A 21,709-nucleotide genomic window follows, 5' to 3' on the forward strand; every position below is an offset into this window, starting at 1 on the left:
TCGAAACCTGAGTTGTCTAGATCATTTGGAGATTGCAACATAAATACATTCAAACATTTTCGATTAAAAACTATTGTTCTTAGCTGTAATTCTGCCGTCTTCCAATTCCACAATGCGATCCGCTACGTCCAAGATACGGTTATCGTGGGTAACGATAAGAATTGTACAGCCTTGCTCTCTAGCTAACTCTTGCATCAACTCAACAATATTACGACCAGATTGGCTGTCTAATGCTGCTGTGGGTTCGTCTGCTAATACCATTCTAGGATGGGAGACTAAAGCACGAGCGATTGCCACTCTTTGTTTTTGTCCTCCAGAAAGGTTATGAGGATAATAATCGGCGTGTTCTCCCAAACCTACAGATTCTAAAAGAGCGACCGCTCTTTGTTTTACCTGTGGTGCATTAATTCCTTTGTGTAATTCCAGTGACATCTGTACATTTTGCCTGGCAGTCAAAGATTCTAGTAAGTTATGTGCTTGAAAGATATAGCCAACATTTCTCCTAATTTGAACCAATTTCTTTTTGCTGGCACCAGATAATTCTTCGCCAAAAACTTTGAGACTTCCTAGTTGTGCCGAACGCAATCCACCCATAAGAGTTAAGAGAGTGGTTTTACCAGAGCCAGATGGTCCTTTTAAAATAATTACTTCTCCAGAGTTGAGAGTCAGATCGATATCAAATAAAATTTGTTTTTTAAGTTTGCCTTCGCCGAAGAAATGACTGAGGTTCTTAATTTCAACAACTTTATCAATTGTCGATCGCTGATTATTGATTGATTGGGTGAAAATCATTATGAGCTTATTATCGAAGATTAATTCTATTAGGCATCGCGTTTAATTCGCGATTGAGAAACTGTAACAAAGTAGATTGATTTGAATTGATAAAAAAATGATCCCCCTGAAACATCTGCATCGAAAAATTGCCATTTGTTTGTTCTCGCCAAGGCTCCAGATCATTACAAGCAATTTCAAAGTCTTGTATGCCACCTAAAACAGTAATTGGACAGTCAAGTCGAGGCTTTGGGATGTAGGCATGAGTTTCTATGGCAGCAAAATCTGCTCTTAAGACAGGCAAAAAAAGTTCCATCAATTCAACATTTTCTAGTACTGCTTTTGGCGTACCGTTGAGTCTGCCTAATTCATTGATAAATTTAGGTTCGGGAAGATGATGAATCGGTGGTTTAGAACCTGGAACTTGAGGTGCATGACGACCTGAAATGAATAGATGTTCTGGACTGATATTACAATGCTTACGAATTTTATGAGTTAATTCAAAGCCGACTAATCCACCCATACTATGACCAAAAAAGGCAAATGGTTTGTCTAGATACGGGAGTAAAGCATGAGTAAGTTTTTCGACAAGAGGTTCTAATCGATCTAACGGGCGTTCGGCGATTCTATATCCGTGTCCTGGTAGCTCAATCGGACAGATTTCTACTTCAGAGGTAAGACTTGTTGACCACGAAGAAAAAGTCGATGCTGCACCACCCGCATAGGGAAGACAAAATAGTCGCAGCTTGGCATTGGGATTAGGTCTCGATCGTGCAATCCAAGAATTGATAGTTTGTGCGTTGGTCATTGTTTAATTAGTTGAATAGAAAGCAATTGTTTTACCTTTTGTAGGCGATCGCATTTACAAATAAAGTTCTTCAGACTCAGCTAGCCAAAGCGCAACAGTTTTTTGTGACCAGCCGAGCGACTTTTATCAGAAAGCATCACATTCAAATGCGATCGCTCTTACAAATAAGTTAAAAAAGTTTGTGTCTGAAAGATTTCTCAATACTTTGCTGTCATGCTGGTATTTCTAGCAGAAGAATATTAGTGTCGGAGAAGATGCTATGATATTGCACTTTCAACTTGTTAAAAAATCTGCATCTATCATACAATCTTTTTAAGATCGTACAAAGTAGCGACTGCGACTAACTAGGCAAAGAGTTGGATATACGCTTTGTAATTTTGAATTAGGTTTCACACAGTCATGAAAAATAACGCTTCATCAAATATTTCTACAACTACTGAAAATAATTTCCTGGCAACACATTCCACAGAACTAAAGCAGAACGATAAAACGATAAGCAGCACGGATTCTAATGTCCAAAGTTCTGATTTGCTAACGAGCGAAGTAAATAATATCCAAGATTATAGCGATCATATCTGCCGCAATTGGCTCAAGGCTCATAAAACAAAATCTTTGGATTTAGAAAATATCCAACAATACACAAAAATCGTAATTTTATTACAAGACATAATTGAATTAATAGACAAAATCAAAACAGCAATTCAATGTACTCAGTTACAAAAATTAGAAATATGCAAAACGGTATGCAGCGTTATTTCTAATTGCTTGGGTATAGAGCCAAAACAAGTAACTCTAACAACAAATTTAGCAAACGATCTGGGAATAAATTCTTTAGAATGGCAAGAATTATTGATAGCTTTAGAGGAGAGATTTGCTATAAAAATTTCAGATGATATTGCAGAAACTTGGTTAACAGTACAGCAAATAATCGATTGCGTAGTATTAACAGTTAGAGAAAAAAATTATTGCCTCAAATATAATCTTGAGTGGTAATTTCATCAACATAAATTTGTGTATTTTACATAAGCGGTAATTTTATCTACTTTAATTTAAGTTGGTAAAGAAACTGTAAATTCTGTATATTCACTTTCAACCGAATCAACTGATATTTTGCCACCGTGTTTTTCAATCAACTCTTTAGCAAAATGTAGACCTAATCCCAAACCTTCAGGAGAAGTCTTTGTAGTCCAAAATATTTGGAAAATATGATCTAAGTCTTTAGATTTTATTCCAGTACCATTATCTTTTATCTTTATTTCAATCTCGCTTTCTATATTTTGAGTGCTTATCGATAGTTTAGGTTGATAATCTCGCGTAGACGTACTTTTCTGATAAAGATGGTAGATTGCGTTGGAAATTATATTGTCTAACGCTCTTTCTATCTCCGATCTTACACAGCTTAATCTACGAAGACTACGATCGTAATTACGCTCGATTATAATCTCCAAATCATGATATTTAATTTTACAAATTTCCGTAGCCTCTGATAAGAGAAGATCGAGCATCTGATTAATATCTACATCTGGATCAATCGGCGATTTTTTATTATTGTTTTCTGTACCTCGATTATAGATTTCACTAATAATTAAAGTTACCTTTTGATTTATAGATTTTATTCGCGATAATTTATTATTTAAGTTAGCAATTATGCTTTGTGGTAACTGTGCTTGAGGATCGCCTATTTCTTCAAAAAGAAATGAATTGTCTTCTATAATCAATTGCAATTCTTCAATATCTGTCTGGCTGTTTTCAATATTTAAACCAATTATATTTGTCTTGTTTTTGATTTCATGGGCTATATACTGAGCTAGCTTTTGATAAACAGCTAATTTTTCTTGAGATAGTATTTTCTTTTGTGCTTCCCTTAGGGCTTGAGTTCTCTGTTTAACTTTTCGTTCTAGAGTTATGTTTTCTTGCTCTAGCTGGTCGAGTTTAATAAAAACATAGATACAAACTTCACTACTAAAAGCAAGAAGTAAAGCGGTAACTGTGGGAGTCCACCAGCCAAAAAGTAGAAGTAAATAGCCGATAACTAAAATTGTAATCAAGCTGAATATCGAATAGACAAGATGCAGGACAATTTTTTTCCTTGGAAAAAAATTGTTTCTTGTGTATAAATACCAAGAGCTGAAAGAAGTTGTTATTAGTAGAATGAAAAGTCCACTATATTGCCAGTAAAAAGGCAGAAACCTAATTATAGTGCGACCGCTCAAAGCAGCATTGACGATCTGACTAGTCATACTGGCATGAATCTCTACTCCATAAGTAAAGTCATGATTTTCTTCACCGTAGCTATACGGAGTGGTATAAATATCTTCAATTGTTTCTGCCATTGTGCCGATGAAGATGATTTTATCTTGGAACAGATTATCTTCAATTCGATTTTCCAATACTTCAGAAACACTTACGTGTAAAAATTTGTTTTCATTGTTGCAGTAGTTAATTATAGTTTGATAATTATCTATAGTCCGCTCAGAGTAAAATAATCGATTCGCTTCAAGCAAAGGAAAAACAGCATCATTTAGTTTTAACCAAGACTTCTTGCCGTAGCCAGTAGGAACAATATTTTCAGCTTCTAGGTATTTTAGAGCTACAGCTAGTCCCAGACTGGGTATTTGTTCGTCTTCGGTAGATTTTTGAACGTATAAATATCCTCGACGAACTACTCCATGTTCACCATCTTCTATAATTTCGCTAGCTCCAGTTCCGTCTAGTTCTGCCAACTCAGTTGGAGGCGAGATCGAACGATGGTAAGGATTGCCTCCATCTGTCTTTTCCACGCCAATCAACTCAGGTGTCGAGCGAAAAATATTGTCTAAATTCTTGTTACCTTCATCGCCAATATTGACGTTACGATGTAGATCCAGACCAATAGCACGGGGATTTTGAGCTTTAATTTTAGTCAGTAAAGTTGCTAACGTATCGTCGCCGATGGGAAAACCAAGTTTCTCTATATCCTTCTCAGTTAAGCCAATAATAACTATTTTTCCATCTTGAGGTTCTGAAGGGCGTGATCGCAAATAGTTATCATAAAGATTACGTTCGGATATTTGTAGCCACCCCAATGAATTAAAAGCAGTAACGGTAAGGTATCCGATTAATATTGCTATAGTAGGGGGTTGCCATCGCATTTAAAAATACTAGTGTAATTTAGATTACATATTATCAGAATATATAAAATAACATCATATAGTAAATATTCTAATTTAAGCGATTAAGACACAGTATTTAGTATATGTTTAGTGAGTATATATTTACTGTCTTGCTATGAAATCTAAATCAATATCCTTTAGTAAAGACCAAAATTTTTTCATTTCATCATTATTAATATCTTGAAATTGTAATAATTGGGCAGTGTAGGCGCAATTAAGGGCATCGTACCAAATTCCTACTTGAGCATATTCATCACTACAAGATGATTTATTAGATGCGTTTTCAGAATTACTGTTGGATGTGGCTAAAGAAACTCGCTCTATCCAGGCTTGAGCAAATAAATTTCTCGATGGCTTGTCATCATTACAAATGACAGTTACCGTCCAACGGTAAGTTTTCCCAACTTCCAAAGGCTTGCTGCTTTGAGGTAATTTTAAAGCTACAATTCCAGGTTCGGGCTTCAGTTCTTTTGTAAGTATGGGTTTTTTTCCAGGCTCTAACAAGGTAAAACGCAAGGGCAGAGATAATTTTTGAGATAAATGCCAAAAGAAAGTAGGATGGGATGAAACTGTAGTAGCAGTATGATCTTGTGGAATTAGTAAGGTAACTGTATCTCTTAAAGGAATACGGCATCCTCTAGAGCCTCCAGCTTTTCTAGCCTGCTCTCGCTTTTCTCCCCTTGGAGGACGATAGGTTTTGGTAGTGTTAGCTAAACTCCAAACAGGTAAAAAACTGATAAAAATAGCAGTAGTGCATGCTGGTATGCTGAAATACTTAAAGAAAGTTTTCATGGGTCATGAAAAGATTTAAAGGTACTGAATACAAAAAAATATCTGCTTTCTCAAACAATAAGATTACTAGTAAATTCCGCTCTAGTAAATTCCGATATCGTTATTTATGCTTATGTCTTACTGTAATATTGTGTATAACTATACCATTATTTATACCTAAAACAATTGGCGCAGAAGTATCTTCAACATCATCTCAATCAAATATTTTGTTAGATCGAGCCGATAATGCTTATGCTTCTGGCAATTATCAAGAAGCTATTTCTATTTGGTTGAAAGTAGTCAAAGAGCAAAAACCTAAATCGAATCAACTGGCTACTGTATATGCAAATTTAGCCTCTATATACTGGCATACAGGAAAGGCGGGGGAAGCAGTAAAATATTGGCAAGAATCGCTCAAAATTTATCGGGAGATAAAAACTAATAAATTCGATGAGAAAATAGCAGCAACTCTTGTCGATACGGCAAGAGCTTACAACGATCTCGGACAGCCCCGCTTTTCAATTCCTTTATTAACTGAGGCTATCTCCATTGCTAAAAATAAAGAATTGAACAGAGTTGAGAATATGGGTTATTTAACTTTGGGGAATGCCTACACAATTCAGGGTGATTACAGCCCAGCTATTAATGCTTATAAAAACAGTTTGAAGGGTATTGATCGCGTAGATAATGATTTACCAATTGTAGTTTGGAATAATCTTAGTAAAGGTTATCAACAACAAGCATTAATTACTCGACAAAAAGCGATCGCCGCTGAAACTGAAGAAGATTTATCGGCAGATAAACTATGGCAACAGGTAAAAAGCGATCGCGCTTCAGCTTGGCAAGCAGCTAAAAAAGCAACTGAGATTAGAGTAAACAGTAAATCTATGGAGCGAGTAGAAGCTCTACTGCAAAGAGCTAAAATAGCTCAAGATGATGCTGATAAGTCCTCTGATGTGGTGGATAGTTTACTCAAAGCAGAAGTTATCTTGTCAGCTCTGCCAGATTCTCATCATAAGGTCTATGCTTTGATTGAATTGAGTGAGTTAACTAATAATTATGATTTGAGATCGAAGAAAATATTAGATTCTACGGTAAAAACGGCTCAGAAGATCGATAATCCTAAAGTTAGTTCCTCTGCTTATGGAGCTATGGGTAAATATTATGAGTCCCAGCAGCAATACGATAAAGCTTTATATTGGACGGAACAAGCACAATTTACCGCTCAACAGATACAAGCTCTAGATAGTCTTTATCAGTGGGATTGGCAGACAGCTAGGATTTACAACGCCACAGGTAAAACAGAAGCAGCAATAGAGGCTTATGAACGAGCGATCGCTTCTTTGCAATCAATTAGAGCCAACACAACTCGATCTCAAGGCAATCCTTTATCTGAGTTTCAAAGCGATCTCGAACCTATTTATCGTGGTTTTATGCAATTACTATTGTCTAATAACTCTGATGAACGAAATCTTGAACTAGCACTACAAACTAAAGATTTACTCTTGCTTAGTGAGTTAGAAGCTTTTTTTGAAGATGATTGTTTTGAACTTGAAACTTATAGTGAAACTGACAGACTAGCCTATCTAAAGAAAACTAATACGGCAGTTATTAATACAGTAATAATAGACAATAAAACCTATATGGTTTGGCAATTACCAAATGGTCAATTTAAAAAATATGCCTTAGATATTACTCAGCAAGAGCTTCAAAGACTAGTAAATCAATGGCGATTTGATTTGGAAAACAAAGAGAATGATAATTATTTAGCTTTATCTCAAAGACTCTATGACTTGCTTTTTACGCCAGAGATTAAATCCTATCTAGAAACTTCAGAACTTAAAAATCTAATCTTTGTTAATGATGGAATATTACGGAATGTGCCAATGGCTGCCCTCCATGATGGCGAGAAGTTTTTAGTAGAGGATTATACTATTGCCAATTCTTTGGGTTTGAACATACAAATTAAACAGCCTCAACCTAAGATAGAAAAGGCTTTGGCGTTTGGTTTGACAGTAGGGGTTAATAATTTTCCGACCCTGCCATATGTCAAACAAGAGATCGAACAGTTGGGTAAACTTGCCGATGAAAAAGGCTTTTTGAACGAAGAATTTACCAAAAGTAGTTTTAAACAGCAAATAGAATCAAACAAATCATCGCTAGTTCATATTGCTACTCACGGGCGATTTGGTGGAAATCGCGAAAATACTTTTTTACAGGCATATCGCAGTCAGATCGATTTGCAGGAATTAGAAGAGATATTAAGCACTCACAGTCTTAATTTTCCCAGCTACCCTATTCAATTATTGGTTCTAAGTGCCTGTGACACCGCAGCAGGCGATCCCCAATCTACTTTGGGAATGTCAGGAGTAGCTTCTAGATCGGGAATTAAAAATGTTTTGGGTAGTTTGTGGTCGGTTAATGATCGGCAGATAGTGACCCTAATTGATGCCTTTTACGATAATTGGATTGAAGATCGATTGCCCCTACCAGATGCTTTACGACAAGCTCAACTAGATTTGATTAGCAGCCCTGATTATCATCCTAGCAACTGGTCTAGCATGATCTTGTTTCAAAAATAATTTTAACAGTCTCTATTTTAAAATTGCCCAAATTGCAGTCGTCAAATAACTTTCATTTTTAAGTCGCTTGGAAGTATTACTATACCGTGACGTTTTGGTCTAATAGGTCTGGGATCGATTAGCTCTAGTCTGAAATTAGCCACAATTGTAGCTAATACCAACTTCATTTCATATTGGGCTAAACTAGCTCCAAGACAACGGCATTGCCCCCCACCAAAAGGTAAAAATTCGTATGTCGAATATTGTTTTTTTAGAAAACGCTCTGGTCTAAACTTGTTTGGTTCTGGATAAACCGCCTTTCTCCGATGAGCTAAGTAAATTGAGACATCAATTCCTGTTCCAGGTTCGAGATAATATCCATCAATTTCAATTGGTTTCTTAACAGTCCGAGCAAAAGTACTTAAGGCAGGAGGGTTGATTCGTAGAGTTTCATTACATACAGCTTCTAAATAAGGTAATCTGGCGATTTCCATTGGTTTTGTAAAGTCAGCACTAGAATTTAGCTCGTTTGAAACTTGTTCTCGAACTCCTAGAATATAATGAATCCAGTAAAGCATCCAAGACATTGCTGCTGCTGCCGTTTCAAACCCAGCAAAAATTAGAGTTAGTAATGCATCTCGGATTTCTTTATCGCTCATTGACTGACCGTTTTCATCGCTGCTAGTTGCTAGTAATGAGAGAAGATCGTATTTCTGACGCTCTTTCTGGTTTCGTCGCCAGGCAATTTCGCTATAAATTAAAGAATCGAGTTTCTGCTGTAAATGTCTTACTTTTCCCCAAAGACCAAGTTCTTGCTCCAACAGAACAGGAAAAAACCGCGCAGTCAATAAGTATGAAGCCAATATAGGAGAGTCAAACAACTCAAACAGGCTGATGAGGGTTTGCTTGATTTGCTCGCGTATGAGGTAATTATCTGAGCCAAAAACTTCCTCTAAAATAACTTCTAGAGATATCCTTTTCATCACCTGACGAACATCAAACGCACTACCAGGAACTAGATTACCGATAATTTTCTGCGTAATAGCGATTATATTTTGCCCGCAAGTATTCAAGCTGGCTCTATGCCAATTAGGAATGATTAGCTTCCTTTGTCTTTGATGTTCGAGTTCTGGTAAGAAAATAAATGAACCATCTCCCAAGAGAGACTTAACTAGTTCGCTTTTTTGAGAGTAGCCTATAGTATCAGACGGCGCATTGAAAATAGTACGGATAGCTTCAGGAGTACTAAAAGAAATTGTCGGAGGTAGTTTTTTTCCTCCCAGGGTAAAAGTTTCTCCATATTCTTCAGACCAGCGATCGAGCGAACCGATTGGATCTAATAGTACTTGAGATAGCTGAATTAGGTAAGGAGATTTAGAACCTGGGGGTATAGACATTAAGAACTAATAAATTACTCTAACTGATAAACTTCAAACTTTATAACTTTAAACTGTACGATTAATAGGGCAATAAAGAATATAACTCTTTGTATTTGATACAGCAGACCAAAACTTATGTGAAATTATCTCCAAACTATTGATTTATCTCACATTAAAATTCTTAGCGAATTTAACTAATTTCACAGCCTAAAGCTGTGACTATATTATCTCAAACTTGACTGGGTTATAGTCGAGCATCTTAATATAAGCCTAATGAAGTAAATAGCGACCTTATGAAACTGAAGCAAACAAGATTATTTTATAAACAGCAATTGGTTAGGGTTGGGCAAGGACTATGTTTATCATCCTTAATGTTCTTTGCTCCTATTACGTCTGTAAAGGCTCAGATTACCCCAGATGGGTCGCTACCTACCTCAGTAGAACAACAAGGAGATAATGAATTGAATATCAACGGTGGGGAAAGAGAAGGAAACAATCTTTTCCATAGTTTTGAAGAGTTTTCTGTGCCAGAAGGAATTGAAGCGGTATTTGAAAATGCGCCAGATATTGAGAATATTTTTACTCGCATTACTGGCGATACAGCCTCAAGCATAGACGGTATCCTCAGAACTCAAGGGGGAGCTAATTTCTTTCTGGTCAATCCTAACGGTATTGTCTTTGGCGAGAATGCGAGCTTAGATGTAGGTGGCTCGTTTATTGGCACAACTGCTAATAGTATTCAATTTGAGGATGGTGTTGAGTTTACAACCAATGACGGTGAAGAACAGCCAATTTTGACGGTAAGCGTTCCCATTGGATTACAGTTTGATGGTAATTCTGGTGCAATTACAGTTAATGGCACTGGAAATCAAATTAATTCTGAGTCTCCTGTTGGATCTATAGAATTCAATCAGAGACCTAGCGGATTATCTGCACCATCAAATCAAACATTTGCTTTAGTAGGCAATGGCGTGAATCTAAACGGAGGTGTAATCAGCACTATAGAAAACGGACAGATTTACTTAAATAGTATAAATTCTGGTTTAGTAGATATTAATCAATCTGAAGCTGGACTCACTTTGACCAGCGATAATGTAACTGAATATCAAGACATTAACCTAAATCAACAATCTTTAGTTGATACTAGTGGCGATCTTATAGGAAGCATTTTTCTAACAGGTAAGAACATTAATATACTGAATCAGTCTTTTGTATTGTCTCAAAATCAAGGTAATCTTTCAGATGCTTCACTGAACATTCAAGCATCTGAATTACTTACTGTTTCGGGACGTTCTCAAGAATCTGATGTTCGTAGCAGTATTCGCTCGGAAAATTTCAATTCTGGAGAAGGCGCAGATGTAAATATTTTTGCCGATCGAGTTACGTTTCAAAATGGAGCAAGAATAAGAACAAATTCTTTTAGTGAAGCTACAGGGGGTAATATAAATGTCAATGCCACTAATTCAATTAGTTTCTCTGCTCCAAGTAGTTTGATTGCCACCACCTTTGCGGAGGGAAATGCGGGGGATATTAATTTATTAACTTCTGGGCTTTTAGTCGATGCTTCTGGAATCAGTTCTTCTACTAATGGAGCTGGAAATGGAGGAACATTAGAGATCAATGCTGATCTGGTTGAAATAATAGGAACTTCCTCCACGGATAGAGCAAGTATATCATCGACTTCTTTTGCTGATGGCAACGCTGGAAATCTGATATTAAGTACTGATAAATTAAGGGTAATTGATGGAGCTTCATTATCTTCTTCTTCCTTTGCCAATGGTAATGCTGGCAATATAAATGTTGATGCCTCTGAATTAGTAGAGGTGAAAGGAACAGCTAGTAATCCCAGACAAATACAAACTAGTAATCCTCAAAGCACTATAAGAGCTGCTGTTCAATCTGTTCCCCCAGCGGCACAAAGAGCATTAGGATTACCTAGTATGCCTGGTGGTGATGGTGGAAATGTGACAATTAATACTACTCTTTTTGATATCGCTCAAGAGGGAGTTGTAACTGTGGAAAATCAAGGTACAGGCAACGGAGGAACACTTTCAGTAGATGCCGAACAAATTAATTTGGCGGAAGCGGGGAGGATCACCGCTGCTACAGAATCAGGACTAGGAGGCGAAATTAATATTAAGACAGATAATTTACAAATAGATTCTGGTAGTGATATTGCAGCCACGGCAGAGAACAATGGTGATGGAGGGAATATTATTATTAAAACTAATACTCTAATCGCAAAAAAAAACAGTGAAGTAACAGCTAACGCTTTTCAAGGCAGGGGAGGAAATTTGAATATTGATGCTGAAGGTTTATTTTTATTTGACTCCCCTGAAAACATCTTCTCTGCCAGTTCGGAATTAGGAATAGATGGCACAATTCAAATCAATACACCAGATATCAATCTTCAACGGGAATTAGAACAATCGGAACTAGAATTTTTTAATGCCGAACAAGCGATCGCAAATAGCTGTCTAGCCCGTAGCAGTGGACAAGTAAGTTTTAATATTGGTGGCAGCGATGAATTTCCTAAAAACCCTAATTCCAACTACAGCGATGCTAATTTTTCTTTAACTGGTGTTGGTTCACTTCCTACTACCGATAAACAATCTCCATCAACTCAAGCAGATAATTCACAATACAATCAATCGACAATCCCTGCTGAGAAAATGGTGGAAACAGGAGATGGCAGAATTCTTTTGGTAGCTGCGCCTCAAAAAGCAGAATCTATTTATTGTCACAGTGCTAAAGAGAAATAATATTTTATTCAAAAAGGTTGTACCTGAAGTGAAAAAGAAAAACCATTATCCTGTAGTGAATTACCGCGATCGCTAGTATTAATTAAAGGAACGCCCCAATCTGCTCTTAAGGACAAAAACTCTTTAAATTGCCAGTCCAAACCTATGCCTAGGCTTGCTAACGCTTCGGATTCGTCGCTATTGTTGTCCCATACTGTTCCCCCATCAAAAAAGGGAACTAAATTTAATTTGCTCGAACCAATGCGATCGCCAATTAGAGGAAGATAAACTTCGACTGTTCCGACAACAGCATTATCTCCTACTTCTTGGTTCTGACGATAGCCCCGCACCGTACCCACACCACCCAAGGTAAACTGCTCTAAAGGTAATAAGGAATCTGGAGATAGCTGTGTAACTAATCTTGTAACTAACAGTAAATCTTTATCCTGATTTAGTGCTTGTGTCCATTGTGCTTGACCCAGCCAGCTAAAAAACAGTCCATCAGGGGCATTATTATTAACCGTGGCATCAAAGGCATCTAAGCCAAAATTCAATTCAGAATTAACTCCAAATACCGAACTTGAAGACCGCTCAACCCAATCTCCAGTAAGTTTAAGAACTGAAGTTACTGACTTACCCTGTTGTGGACCATCAGTAAAAGAAAAAGGCTCGTTGTCTAAAACAAAAGTTTCGCTATTTTGCCTCTCAAAAGCTAAACCTACAGCTACTTCCCTGTTCGATTTATAGATAATCGGTTGGCGATACTGTAATGAAACCGTATCGGCTTCTGCCCGAATATCTGCTTCTTCAAAAGAATCCTCAATAATTTTGCTATCTCCATAGCGATATTCAAAGCTAAATGTTCCGTTGTTAGAAATTATGGGAATTCCGTAGCCGATTGAGTATGCATCAAATCCTTCAGTTAAATTATATTGAGCAAAAACGCGATCGCTAATCCCGATTAAATTTCTGTAGCCAGTTGACAATGTTCCCTGGAACTCACCTACGCTGGGAGAACGATAGTTATCAAAACTTAACTTAGCCTCAAAAGGAGATGTTTCTTCTATTTCTACGATCAGAACACTTAGATTTGGTTGAGTACCTTTGACTAACTCAGCTTCAATATTGGCAATAGAGGAATTGCGTTTTAATAGTTCTAATTCTTCTTCTATGTTATTAATATTCAAAGGAGAAGACCGATCTGAGTTAGATTCGCTTTTCGAGTCAGTATTTGATACTAAAGAATTTTGTGCTGAACTTATAAAAGAACGGACGTAATTTTCTTGAAGCTGTTTAAGTCCTTTTATGCCAACATCTTCGAGCTTTCCCTCTACAACTCGTATATCAATAATGCCATCGACAATTTCTTGTTCTGGTATGAATGCTCCTGAAGTTATATAGCCTTTTGATACATATAGATCGGTAAGAGCTTCGGTAATATTTCTCAATTGGTTAAAGTCAAGATTTTTGCCGCGATAGGGCTTGATTATTTTTTCTATTTCCTTTTCCGAAAAAATAGTGTAGCCTTGTACTCTGATTTTCTTTACTGTGGCTGATGCGTTTGTATTATTTATATTGATAGCTGGTTGAGCTATGACTGGACTACATGGCTCTATTGTAAAAGCGATCGCCAAAAGGGCAGCAACTTCGCCAATCAGTATTAATATTTTTACTACGTGTTGTCTAATTATCGCAATTTTTACTATCATATAAGATGTAATCTAAAGCACAATTCAACATTTTGTTAATCCCAAATAGCATACTTGATATTTGTTAATTTTCATGAAAAATCTTCCTTCTGTACTATTAATTGACGACGAAACTGGATTTCAAGAGGCATTTACTGAATCTTTGAAGGCAGAATCGAAAAAAAAACTTTTCCAACTGGAATTAGCTAGTTCGGGAAAGCAAGGATTAGCAATTATTAACAAGAATAATAAACAAGGAAGAAAAACTTTTGCCTTTATTGACATAATTCTTCCCGATCTTCAAGGAGATAAGTTGATTGAAGAAGTCGATCGGGAAAATAACAATACGAAAGGCATTTTAATCTCAGCTCATAAGAGCGATCTTGAACTAAAACAAATTACGAATAAGTATGATTGGCTTATAGATTCTATATCAAAACCTCTCAATAAAGATAAACTTAAAAATGCAGTCAACTCATTTATAGGCAATTCTGATCTTTCAACATTCAATTACGCATCTCTAGATCAAGGTACTGCTGAATTTTTGCTTCAAGAAACTAAAGAGATTAAGTCTCTTATGAAGCGAACTGTTGAAGGAATAATTGAAACAGGAGAAAGATTGCAGCGAGTAAAACAAAGACTTCAGCATGGAGAATTCATGACATGGGTAGAGAATGAGATTAAATGCCATTATTCAACTGCTTTGCATTTCATGCGCGTGTGGGAAACTTTTGGCGAACAGAAAGAGCAAATTGCCGATGTAGGTATTAACGTTTCTGTTCTTTATTTGTTATCTGCACCGAGTATGCCAGAACAATTGCGTACTGAAATTGTGGAGATGGCGAAAGCAGGTAATCCAGTTTCTTTTGCCGAGGCAAAGCGTTTGAAAAAGGAATATACTGCGCGTGAAAGTAATGATAGTTTGGCAGAAAAACAAGAATCTATCACTACTATTGATGTCACTGCTAATTCAGAATCTGCTCAACTTAAAACTTCTCAGCTTAAATCAAGTGAAAAACAACAGATTGTAGGCATCATTCCTAAGGCAAAACCCGAACCAAAGTTTTGGAACTTGGGCAAACATCTGCTTTATTGTGGCTCGGCTCAAGATCCTGAATTTCGCGATATTTTACCAGAAACTGTTTCTTTAAATGTAGGATTTCCCGATTCTCAATTTTGGAGTAAAGAATTTCTTTTCACAGTTGATGCTAAATCTACATTGATATTTCATTCTGTTTTTCAGGATTTAGATTTGGTTACTTTAAGAAATATTATTAAAAATAGTATTGAGCTTTGTACTGAATCTGAAGATAAAATAGTTTTTTCTTTTCTACCCTATCCTGAAATGCTAGTCCTCGCTGACAATCTTAAATGTCAGTGTTTTGTAGCTGAGAGTGATTTTAAACGGTGTCAAGATGTAGTTATTTTTTGGAAGAGCTTGCATAATCAAAGTTAGAAATTTTCTAATTTTGCTGCTTCAATGTATGGCTTTGCTGGCTCGAAGTATGATTTTCTAACAAATGATCGCTAATTTAAAGTAAAGTTCGGCGTTGGTGAATTGAGGGATGATTTATTTAATGTGCGATTGCTAAATTGTGCGTTTCTGGGCGTTGCTGAATTAAGGGATGAATCGGTAGGGAATAGGCACGTCTTCAAATTTTAAGTAATGAATTAATAATTTGGCGTTGCACAACAAATGTATGATTGGTTAAAAAGTAGGCACAGACCAGTGCTTGAGATAGTAAGTTAAAAGGCGGATAGACACTTGAAGCATTTCAACAGACTTGGAATAACAAAAGGTTTTTCGGTGTAGGCGAGCAATCGACATACGTCGATTCGACAGCTTCGCTGGCGGTGCGCTCCAGCGCACAGTGTCGAAGTCGGGAATTTTCTCCTTCAACTCTAGTCATTGCTGTTTTGCTAACTAAATGATCGCAATCGTCGATCAAACAAGGATAAACTTTCCAGCCGTCAGTAATATACAAAAAGCATTGCCAACCTCTAATAACAGACCATAGATTACGAAATGTATTCTGCGAACGATCTCCGACGACCCATTTGAGTATTCCTGCTTGGTGGGAGTTTACTGCCGTCCAGAGCCAGACCTGGTTTTTTTTGAACCTACAAAAGTTTGCAGTTCATCAATCTGCACTGTTTCTGGTATTTCGTAATTCTCTTGTGGTACTTTAGCCGAGGCTTGTTTAACCCAGTTAATTACAGTGTTGTGACAAACTCCAGTAGAGCGTTCAATTGCTCTAAATCCCAAGCCATTACAATACAAAGTCAGACAATGCTTTTTTACTTCTTGTGAGTAACCCCTGCGATCGTAAATATCTATAAACTGGCGTTCGCAGTTACGGCAAAGGTAATTTTGCTTATCTTTTCGCCGACCATTTCTGACTATCTTTGTTGATTCGCATTTAGGACATTGCATAGTTAATAGCATTTATCATATTTTAACTGTGCAACGCCAATAATTTGATTGAGTGCTTCAACATGGTTTCCGACTTGGAGTAGCAAAGAGTCTTGCGATGTAACCTAGCAATCGACATACGTCGATTCGACAGCTTCGCTGGCGGTGCGCTCCAGCGCACAGTGTCTGAGTCGAGTATTTTCACCTATATGCGGCAAACTACGCGCCTTTGTACCCTTGTCATATAGGTTTTACAAATGATTTGGTCTCCATCAGGAATAAAGCCAGGATATACCTTCCAACCATCCGTTACATAAAAATAGCACTGCCATTTTTCCACGGCTTTCCAAAGTGGCTCAAATGTTTTAGAGCTGCGATCTCCTAAAACCCAATCCAGAATAGATGGTTTAAAATGGTCTACCGCTGTCCAGAGCCAAATTTTGTTTTTTTACATCCAACGAATGTTTCAAGCTCATCAAGTTCACCCACTTGTGGAGTAACTTCTGGGTCATAAGCATCTGGGAGCAATTTTCCAACCTGTTTAACCCAATTGATAATGGTTGTATGGTGAACTCCTGTAACTCTTTCTATTCCCCGAAATCCCATACCATTCAAGTACATTTTGAAGCACATTTTTCTAATTTCATCGCTGTAACCACGATGATTTTTGGGATTTTCTACAAATTGGCGATTGGCGAAGCCAGTGCGCGAAGCGCAATCGCAATCTACACAGATATGATTCTGCTTTCCTCTTCTCATACCGTTTTTACGAACGTGTTCCGATTTGCACTCAGGACATTTCATTTGCTTTGCATATAATCAACCGTTTCATTTTAATTCTCTAATTCATCCCTTATTTATGCAACGCCGGATTTTTATATCCTACTTGTTCAGACATTTGCCAGCCATTCTTTCGTTCTATTGGAGATAATAAAGCTTGAATGTAATCAAACGCCGCAACTTTAGCTTCTGAACGTTTATAATGCTTGCTCAAACGGTGTTGTAGTAACTTCTTAAGATTATTGCTCCACTGACAGACCGCCTCTAGTACTTGCTCATTGGAAAATAAGTTGAGAGTCTCTTGTCCCATAACTTTTTGTGCTGAGTTCTTCTCTCATTCTATCTACAACTGTAAAGCCATGCTTCAGCGATTAGTGGGATAGGGTCGTAGGAACTCCCTATTAGCGTCAGTGTCCTTTTCAACTAAGATCAGACTAGTCGGGTAAGGTTCAAGAGTTACCTCTCTCTCCTCCCCTAAGAACCGTGCATGAGACTTTCGCACTCACACGGCTCAAGCCTTACTTCAAGCGATTTGTCTTGGATTTTGAGTGTTCCTGTTTGTGACACGGTTTGTGTAGATGCTGAAGGTTTTCAATGTCGTCTTGTCCGCCTTGAGCAACAGGAATTATGTGATGGGTTTCTATTTCCTCTCCATTGAATAATGGTTCGCCACAAATTGGACATTTCCAGTTTTGGTTTTGAGCAATATTGAAGTTTCGCGAGTTGCGTTCCCAATAGCTTTTACCATGTTTTTGGTGGCGTTTTTTCCAATATTCTTTGAGATAGGGGTCATCTGGTGACGCATTTCCTTTAACCTTTATGTGGCGTTCAATGGATGTATATGCAATAGGGTAGAGGACTAAAAGTTTCTCCTTCCTTTCGCGGTTGCTTGTGTTACAAGCAAATGTCCAATTGTTTCCTTTGTAGGTTTTAAAGTAGCGTTCTCTTATCCATCTTTTTCCTTTGTTGGAATGTCTACGTTTAGCCCAACGCCAAAGGTATTGCCATATTCTAGATGAAATATAGCCGAAGGTTTCTTTGCTAACCACTCCTTTGTAATAGTTAGCAAAACCTCGGAGAATTGGATTCAGTTTCCTTATGACTGCCTCTTGTTCTATCCCGTTCATTGCTTTTATTTCTTTGCCAATACGCTTACAAAAGTCGAGGACTTTCTTCTTCGATGGCTTGATTAGCAATTTGCCATTATAGTGGCGGTGGTTGAATCCAAGGAAGTCAAAACCATCTTCCATTGACGTGATAAGCGTCTTCTCCGCGCTAAGTTCGAGTCCTCTATTTGACAACCATTGTTGTATCTGAATTTGGACTGTTTCGAGACTTCCTTTGTCTCTAGCTGTGACGATGACATCATCAGCGTATCTAACCACGCCTAATTTTGGGTTGGTGGTTTTTATGATTGTTTCTAATCCATGCAACCCTATATTGGCTAATAATGGCGAGCAGCTCCCGCCCTGTGGTGTTCCCGTTTCTGTTGGATTGTATTTTCCTTCAAAGATAAATCCAGCTTTTAACCATCCTTTTATTAGATTTCTTTTCGGGAAATTTCCTAATTGTTTTAAAATGGCTTCATGGGCAATGTTGTCAAAGAATCCCTTAATATCAGCTTCTAAAACCCAAGTGTCTCTGCCTTTATGAACTCTGAGAAAGTTTTGTTCAATGGCATCTTGACAGCTTCTTCCGCATCTGAACCCATAGGAATTAGATTCAAACACGGCTTCCCATTCGGGTTCTAGCGAATTAACTATTACTGCCTGTTCGATTCTGTCGCGTACGGTAGGGATGCCGAGCGGTCGTTTCTTACCGTTGGGTTTGAGAATCATTACCCGTTTAGTTGGGCATTGGCTTCCACCTTTCCAGTTGTTTACCAGCTTCACTCGTGCTTCAGGGGTATTGACTATTTCTTTGTCAATTCCTGCCGTTTGTTTACCTTGATTGGTCTGAGTGATTTTCCGTACAGATAGTAATAGGTTTGCGTAGCTTCTTTGCATTAACTTTTGGAGATTTCTCAATTTCCGCCAGTTACCAAGTTTTCTCGCGAGAAAGATTCTTTGACGTAGATTCCTAACCGCTTTGTAGATTTGGCACCAGTTAATCTGACTCCAATCTTCTAGCGGTTTCCGCAGTCCGTTTGTTGTATTTAAGTACGACATCTAACTTGTCCTTGGATTAAGTTTCCTTGTTAAGTTTCTATTCTCATAAGACCCAGAAGAAGTCTGCTATTCCTTTCGGTCATGGGCAAAGTTTGAACTCATATCCCATTTATTACAAATGGGCTTTCGCTTTTTCTTCCATCCTTTACCCTCCAGAAGCTTCTGCTTTCCTTGCGGTTGGCTTACTCAGAGTATTCGACTTTTCTGAGATTCTGTAGGGTTTACCTTGTTGTATCGTCTAGTGTATGTTCTCTTTTAGGTGTTGACTCTTCTGCGATGGGAGTTGTATTCACACGCTTCACCCAAGGACGATTGATGAAGCTACCCATTTACCTTTTTGGTGAGAGCCTGTCAGCCTGATTTGGCTCTTTTGGGAATCACGCAGTTTAAGCATCAATTCATTTTTATTCACCATGAGAGAACTCCTTCTTGCTCCCAGACCACTTTTTAGGCTAGTAGTTAGGGTTACTTTTGTGGTCTGCATTCCACCGTTTTCGTTGCCTACTTGGGTGTGACCACACTCTTTGTAGAGTGTTCTACATGAAGGTAAGGGGTGTGAATCCCTTAAGAGAGTAGGCTCTCCGTTCTATACGACCAGTTCAAGTCGCGCCGCCCTGTTCCCAGCTTCACTCTATAGGTTTACGAGTTATTCGGTGTAGGCAGGTAAGAAAAGAAGTCACTTGTGAGTTTCAAGGGAGGGGCTTTCACCCTTATCATCGAAACAGTTATCTTTCAACTAAAAGGTTAAGTGTCTCAGTTTATATGAATTTAATTCCACTTTTGCTGAGAACGAATCGCACCAACGGAGTGTCTCGCAAAATTATAGTTATGTTCAATTTTGTCGCTGGTTCATTTACGCATTGCATTATTTATTATAGTGTTGCAAAAAAAAAATAAATGATTTAGCATAGTGGAGTTACTAAATTAAAACGAAAATTACTAAATCTTGTAGCTCGATTAAATTCTCAAAAGCTTGCTTGATGGTTAGTAGCTGATAGTGGAGTTGTACAGCAGATGAACAATACACAACTTTGAGTTATGTATAATTCAATTTAAAACCTATTGAAAAGCGTCTGCCTTAGGCAGTATTATTTTATGATCGTGCAACACTCTGACGGCTGTAAAACATTAACATCCAATTGGTGTTTTCAATTAGCAACTCTCAATACTTGATTTAGAAGTATTTGCTCTGTAAAGTAAGTTGGGATTTTGATTCTATAAGTGATTGAAAATATACGTTTTTAACTCATAGATTCGAGTATTTTTATCCACGAACCTGTAATGCTTACAAAAAAACAATTATCAAAAGTTAGCTTTTAATTCAAGTTAGCTTTGAAGCTAACTTGAGTTAAACCATTGTCGCTGGCGATAGATGCGATGCTTCTAGCTTTATACCCTTTGAACCATTCAAATTTTGTCTGAACTAATATCTGAAGATGATATCTACAAAACCATTTGCCAAACGTCCAAAGTTACCTTCTTCATTTTACGAGCCGACTTTTATAGGATCTTTTACTTTCGTAATCTACTCTTTATTAATGTTTGTTCTACCCGGTCTGACCTGCCGGTATGTGTACTATTGTAATTTGCCTTTACCTATAAAAGTATTTTTTCAAATACCGCTTGTTTTGATTTCTTGTCAAGGTCTTCAGCTTCTTACCCTTGTTGGTCACGAAGGATTTCATTTATCACTTCACAAAAATAGATACGTCAGTATTCTCTCTGGAATATTTTTGTCTTCAATAATTTTCAGCTTCTTTGAAATAGGTTCCGCTTTTCCACACTGGGATCATCACCGACATACCAACCAACCCAATGATCCTGATGTTAAGATTTTTTCCAAATTTAATAGTTTCTGGTCTAGAATATTTGTTGCAAAAATTACTGCAAATAGAAGTTTTATACGTAATACTTTTCTTGCAGCTTTAAACAAGGATTTAGATTATCCTTACAAATTTCCTATTCGAAATCATGAAATTGTTCTTTTCGCTTGGTTTAATATATTATCTTCGCTGTTTTGGACAAGTATATATGTATTATTATTTATACACGATCCTGTACTTTGTACATTTTTAGTAATTACACCCCATTTGTTTTTACCAATAACTGGGTTAAGGGCTTATATTGAGCATGCAGGTCTCTCTGCAGGACCTTTCCTTGATTCTAGAAGCAGGATATCTTTTATGGCTACATTGCTGTATTATTATAATAATTATCATTTAGAGCATCATTTGTATCCGTCTGTACCTTGCTACAAGCTTCCACTTGTATACAAATATCTTAAAAGTAACGGTTTTTACGACAAACTTGACGTACCGATAGAAGAAAACTTTTGGAGTGCAATAAAATATATTTTCCCTCCTTATAAGTATGCCGTAGATAGTAAGAGTAAACAGATCAAAGTTGACTATGAAAGTAGCAAAAAAGTCAAGCAAGTTTAAATAGCAATCCAAAATCATTAAAGTCGATTAGTATCA

The 21,709-nt window shown here is 37.3% G+C and carries 14 protein-coding genes and 2 pseudogenes; 5 read left to right on the forward strand and 11 right to left on the reverse strand.

Annotation, left to right across the window (positions count from 1 at the left end; all coding sequences use genetic code 11):
- Positions 1 to 63: 63 nt before the first annotated feature.
- Both PLEUR7319_RS0114180 and PLEUR7319_RS0114185 read right to left on the reverse strand, forming a co-directional pair.
- Positions 64 to 792, reverse strand: a complete 729-nt coding sequence (locus PLEUR7319_RS0114180; RefSeq protein WP_019505898.1) for a DevA family ABC transporter ATP-binding protein — start codon at positions 790 to 792, stop codon at positions 64 to 66.
- A 10-nt stretch (positions 793 to 802) separates the two neighbouring features.
- Positions 803 to 1,579 carry a thioesterase II family protein gene (locus PLEUR7319_RS0114185; RefSeq protein WP_019505899.1) on the reverse strand — a complete coding sequence of 259 codons (777 nt, stop codon included), beginning with the start codon at positions 1,577 to 1,579 and terminating at the stop codon, positions 803 to 805.
- 399 nt (positions 1,580 to 1,978) lie between these two features.
- On the opposite strand from PLEUR7319_RS0114185, the gene PLEUR7319_RS40055 reads away from it, so the two are divergent.
- The gene (locus PLEUR7319_RS40055) at positions 1,979 to 2,572 is read left to right on the forward strand and encodes an acyl carrier protein (RefSeq protein WP_019505900.1); all 594 of its coding nucleotides are present in this window, start codon (positions 1,979 to 1,981) and stop codon (positions 2,570 to 2,572) included.
- A gap of 56 nt (positions 2,573 to 2,628) precedes the next feature.
- On the opposite strand, the gene PLEUR7319_RS38120 is transcribed toward PLEUR7319_RS40055, so the two are convergent.
- Positions 2,629 to 4,710 (reverse strand): CHASE2 domain-containing protein, encoded by a 2,082-nt coding sequence (locus tag PLEUR7319_RS38120; protein ID WP_019505901.1) that lies wholly within the window; start codon positions 4,708 to 4,710, stop codon positions 2,629 to 2,631.
- A gap of 123 nt (positions 4,711 to 4,833) precedes the next feature.
- Positions 4,834 to 5,523: a DUF928 domain-containing protein gene (locus PLEUR7319_RS0114200; protein WP_019505902.1), complete on the reverse strand. Its 690-nt coding sequence runs from the start codon at positions 5,521 to 5,523 to the stop codon at positions 4,834 to 4,836.
- A 128-nt stretch (positions 5,524 to 5,651) separates the two neighbouring features.
- On the opposite strand from PLEUR7319_RS0114200, the gene PLEUR7319_RS0114205 reads away from it, so the two are divergent.
- The gene (locus tag PLEUR7319_RS0114205) at positions 5,652 to 8,084 is read left to right on the forward strand and encodes a CHAT domain-containing protein (RefSeq protein WP_237743577.1); all 2,433 of its coding nucleotides are present in this window, start codon (positions 5,652 to 5,654) and stop codon (positions 8,082 to 8,084) included.
- Between the two features lie 41 nt (positions 8,085 to 8,125).
- Here the strand turns inward: PLEUR7319_RS0114205 and PLEUR7319_RS35330 are convergent, their stop codons facing one another.
- The gene (locus PLEUR7319_RS35330) at positions 8,126 to 9,460 is read right to left on the reverse strand and encodes a cytochrome P450 (RefSeq protein WP_019505904.1); all 1,335 of its coding nucleotides are present in this window, start codon (positions 9,458 to 9,460) and stop codon (positions 8,126 to 8,128) included.
- 275 nt (positions 9,461 to 9,735) lie between these two features.
- Here PLEUR7319_RS35330 and PLEUR7319_RS35335 point away from each other — a divergent pair, with 275 nt between their 5' ends.
- Complete coding sequence (locus PLEUR7319_RS35335; RefSeq protein ID WP_019505905.1) at positions 9,736 to 12,204, forward strand: filamentous hemagglutinin N-terminal domain-containing protein; 2,469 nt, start codon at positions 9,736 to 9,738, stop codon at positions 12,202 to 12,204.
- An 8-nt stretch (positions 12,205 to 12,212) separates the two neighbouring features.
- Here the strand turns inward: PLEUR7319_RS35335 and PLEUR7319_RS0114220 are convergent, their stop codons facing one another.
- Positions 12,213 to 13,892, reverse strand: coding sequence for a ShlB/FhaC/HecB family hemolysin secretion/activation protein (locus PLEUR7319_RS0114220; RefSeq protein WP_019505906.1), 1,680 nt, complete (start codon positions 13,890 to 13,892; stop codon positions 12,213 to 12,215).
- A gap of 73 nt (positions 13,893 to 13,965) precedes the next feature.
- Between PLEUR7319_RS0114220 and PLEUR7319_RS0114225 the strand changes: the two genes are divergently transcribed.
- Positions 13,966 to 15,327, forward strand: a complete 1,362-nt coding sequence (locus PLEUR7319_RS0114225; RefSeq protein ID WP_019505907.1) for a response regulator — start codon at positions 13,966 to 13,968, stop codon at positions 15,325 to 15,327.
- 252 nt (positions 15,328 to 15,579) lie between these two features.
- On the opposite strand, the pseudogene PLEUR7319_RS40060 reads toward PLEUR7319_RS0114225, so the two are convergent.
- The 5 genes and pseudogenes from PLEUR7319_RS40060 to PLEUR7319_RS0114250 form a co-directional block, all read right to left on the reverse strand.
- Positions 15,580 to 16,305: pseudogene (locus PLEUR7319_RS40060) on the reverse strand (IS1 family transposase).
- A gap of 22 nt (positions 16,306 to 16,327) precedes the next feature.
- A pseudogene (locus PLEUR7319_RS39390) lies at positions 16,328 to 17,088 on the reverse strand (IS1 family transposase).
- 49 nt (positions 17,089 to 17,137) lie between these two features.
- Positions 17,138 to 17,374: a hypothetical protein gene (locus tag PLEUR7319_RS0114240; RefSeq protein ID WP_019505908.1), complete on the reverse strand. Its 237-nt coding sequence runs from the start codon at positions 17,372 to 17,374 to the stop codon at positions 17,138 to 17,140.
- Between the two features lie 208 nt (positions 17,375 to 17,582).
- The gene (gene ltrA / locus PLEUR7319_RS0114245) at positions 17,583 to 19,232 is read right to left on the reverse strand and encodes a group II intron reverse transcriptase/maturase (protein ID WP_019505909.1); all 1,650 of its coding nucleotides are present in this window, start codon (positions 19,230 to 19,232) and stop codon (positions 17,583 to 17,585) included.
- 298 nt (positions 19,233 to 19,530) lie between these two features.
- Positions 19,531 to 19,716 carry a hypothetical protein gene (locus PLEUR7319_RS0114250; protein ID WP_019505910.1) on the reverse strand — a complete coding sequence of 62 codons (186 nt, stop codon included), beginning with the start codon at positions 19,714 to 19,716 and terminating at the stop codon, positions 19,531 to 19,533.
- A 952-nt stretch (positions 19,717 to 20,668) separates the two neighbouring features.
- Here PLEUR7319_RS0114250 and PLEUR7319_RS0114255 point away from each other — a divergent pair.
- On the forward strand, positions 20,669 to 21,673 hold the full coding sequence (locus tag PLEUR7319_RS0114255) for a fatty acid desaturase (RefSeq protein WP_026102519.1): 1,005 nt from the start codon (positions 20,669 to 20,671) through the stop codon (positions 21,671 to 21,673).
- Positions 21,674 to 21,709: the final 36 nt, after the last annotated feature.

Source organism: Pleurocapsa sp. PCC 7319 (assembly GCF_000332195.1).
Classification (GTDB): Bacteria; Cyanobacteriota; Cyanobacteriia; order Cyanobacteriales; family Xenococcaceae; genus Waterburya.

Excerpts from the sequence above, each read along its gene's own strand:
- PLEUR7319_RS0114180 (WP_019505898.1), bottom strand. The coding sequence starts at position 792 with ATGATTTTCACCCAATCAATCAATAATCAGCGATCGACAATTGATAAA.
- PLEUR7319_RS0114185 (WP_019505899.1), bottom strand. The coding sequence starts at position 1,579 with ATGACCAACGCACAAACTATCAATTCTTGGATTGCACGATCGAGACCT.
- PLEUR7319_RS40055 (WP_019505900.1), top strand. The coding sequence starts at position 1,979 with ATGAAAAATAACGCTTCATCAAATATTTCTACAACTACTGAAAATAAT.
- PLEUR7319_RS38120 (WP_019505901.1), bottom strand. The coding sequence starts at position 4,710 with ATGCGATGGCAACCCCCTACTATAGCAATATTAATCGGATACCTTACC.
- PLEUR7319_RS0114200 (WP_019505902.1), bottom strand. The coding sequence starts at position 5,523 with ATGAAAACTTTCTTTAAGTATTTCAGCATACCAGCATGCACTACTGCT.
- PLEUR7319_RS35330 (WP_019505904.1), bottom strand. The coding sequence starts at position 9,460 with ATGTCTATACCCCCAGGTTCTAAATCTCCTTACCTAATTCAGCTATCT.
- PLEUR7319_RS35335 (WP_019505905.1), top strand. The coding sequence starts at position 9,736 with ATGAAACTGAAGCAAACAAGATTATTTTATAAACAGCAATTGGTTAGG.
- PLEUR7319_RS0114220 (WP_019505906.1), bottom strand. The coding sequence starts at position 13,892 with ATGATAGTAAAAATTGCGATAATTAGACAACACGTAGTAAAAATATTA.
- PLEUR7319_RS0114225 (WP_019505907.1), top strand. The coding sequence starts at position 13,966 with ATGAAAAATCTTCCTTCTGTACTATTAATTGACGACGAAACTGGATTT.
- PLEUR7319_RS0114240 (WP_019505908.1), bottom strand. The coding sequence starts at position 17,374 with ATGGGACAAGAGACTCTCAACTTATTTTCCAATGAGCAAGTACTAGAG.
- ltrA (WP_019505909.1), bottom strand. The coding sequence starts at position 19,232 with ATGTCGTACTTAAATACAACAAACGGACTGCGGAAACCGCTAGAAGAT.
- PLEUR7319_RS0114250 (WP_019505910.1), bottom strand. The coding sequence starts at position 19,716 with ATGCAGACCACAAAAGTAACCCTAACTACTAGCCTAAAAAGTGGTCTG.
- PLEUR7319_RS0114255 (WP_026102519.1), top strand. The coding sequence starts at position 20,669 with ATGATATCTACAAAACCATTTGCCAAACGTCCAAAGTTACCTTCTTCA.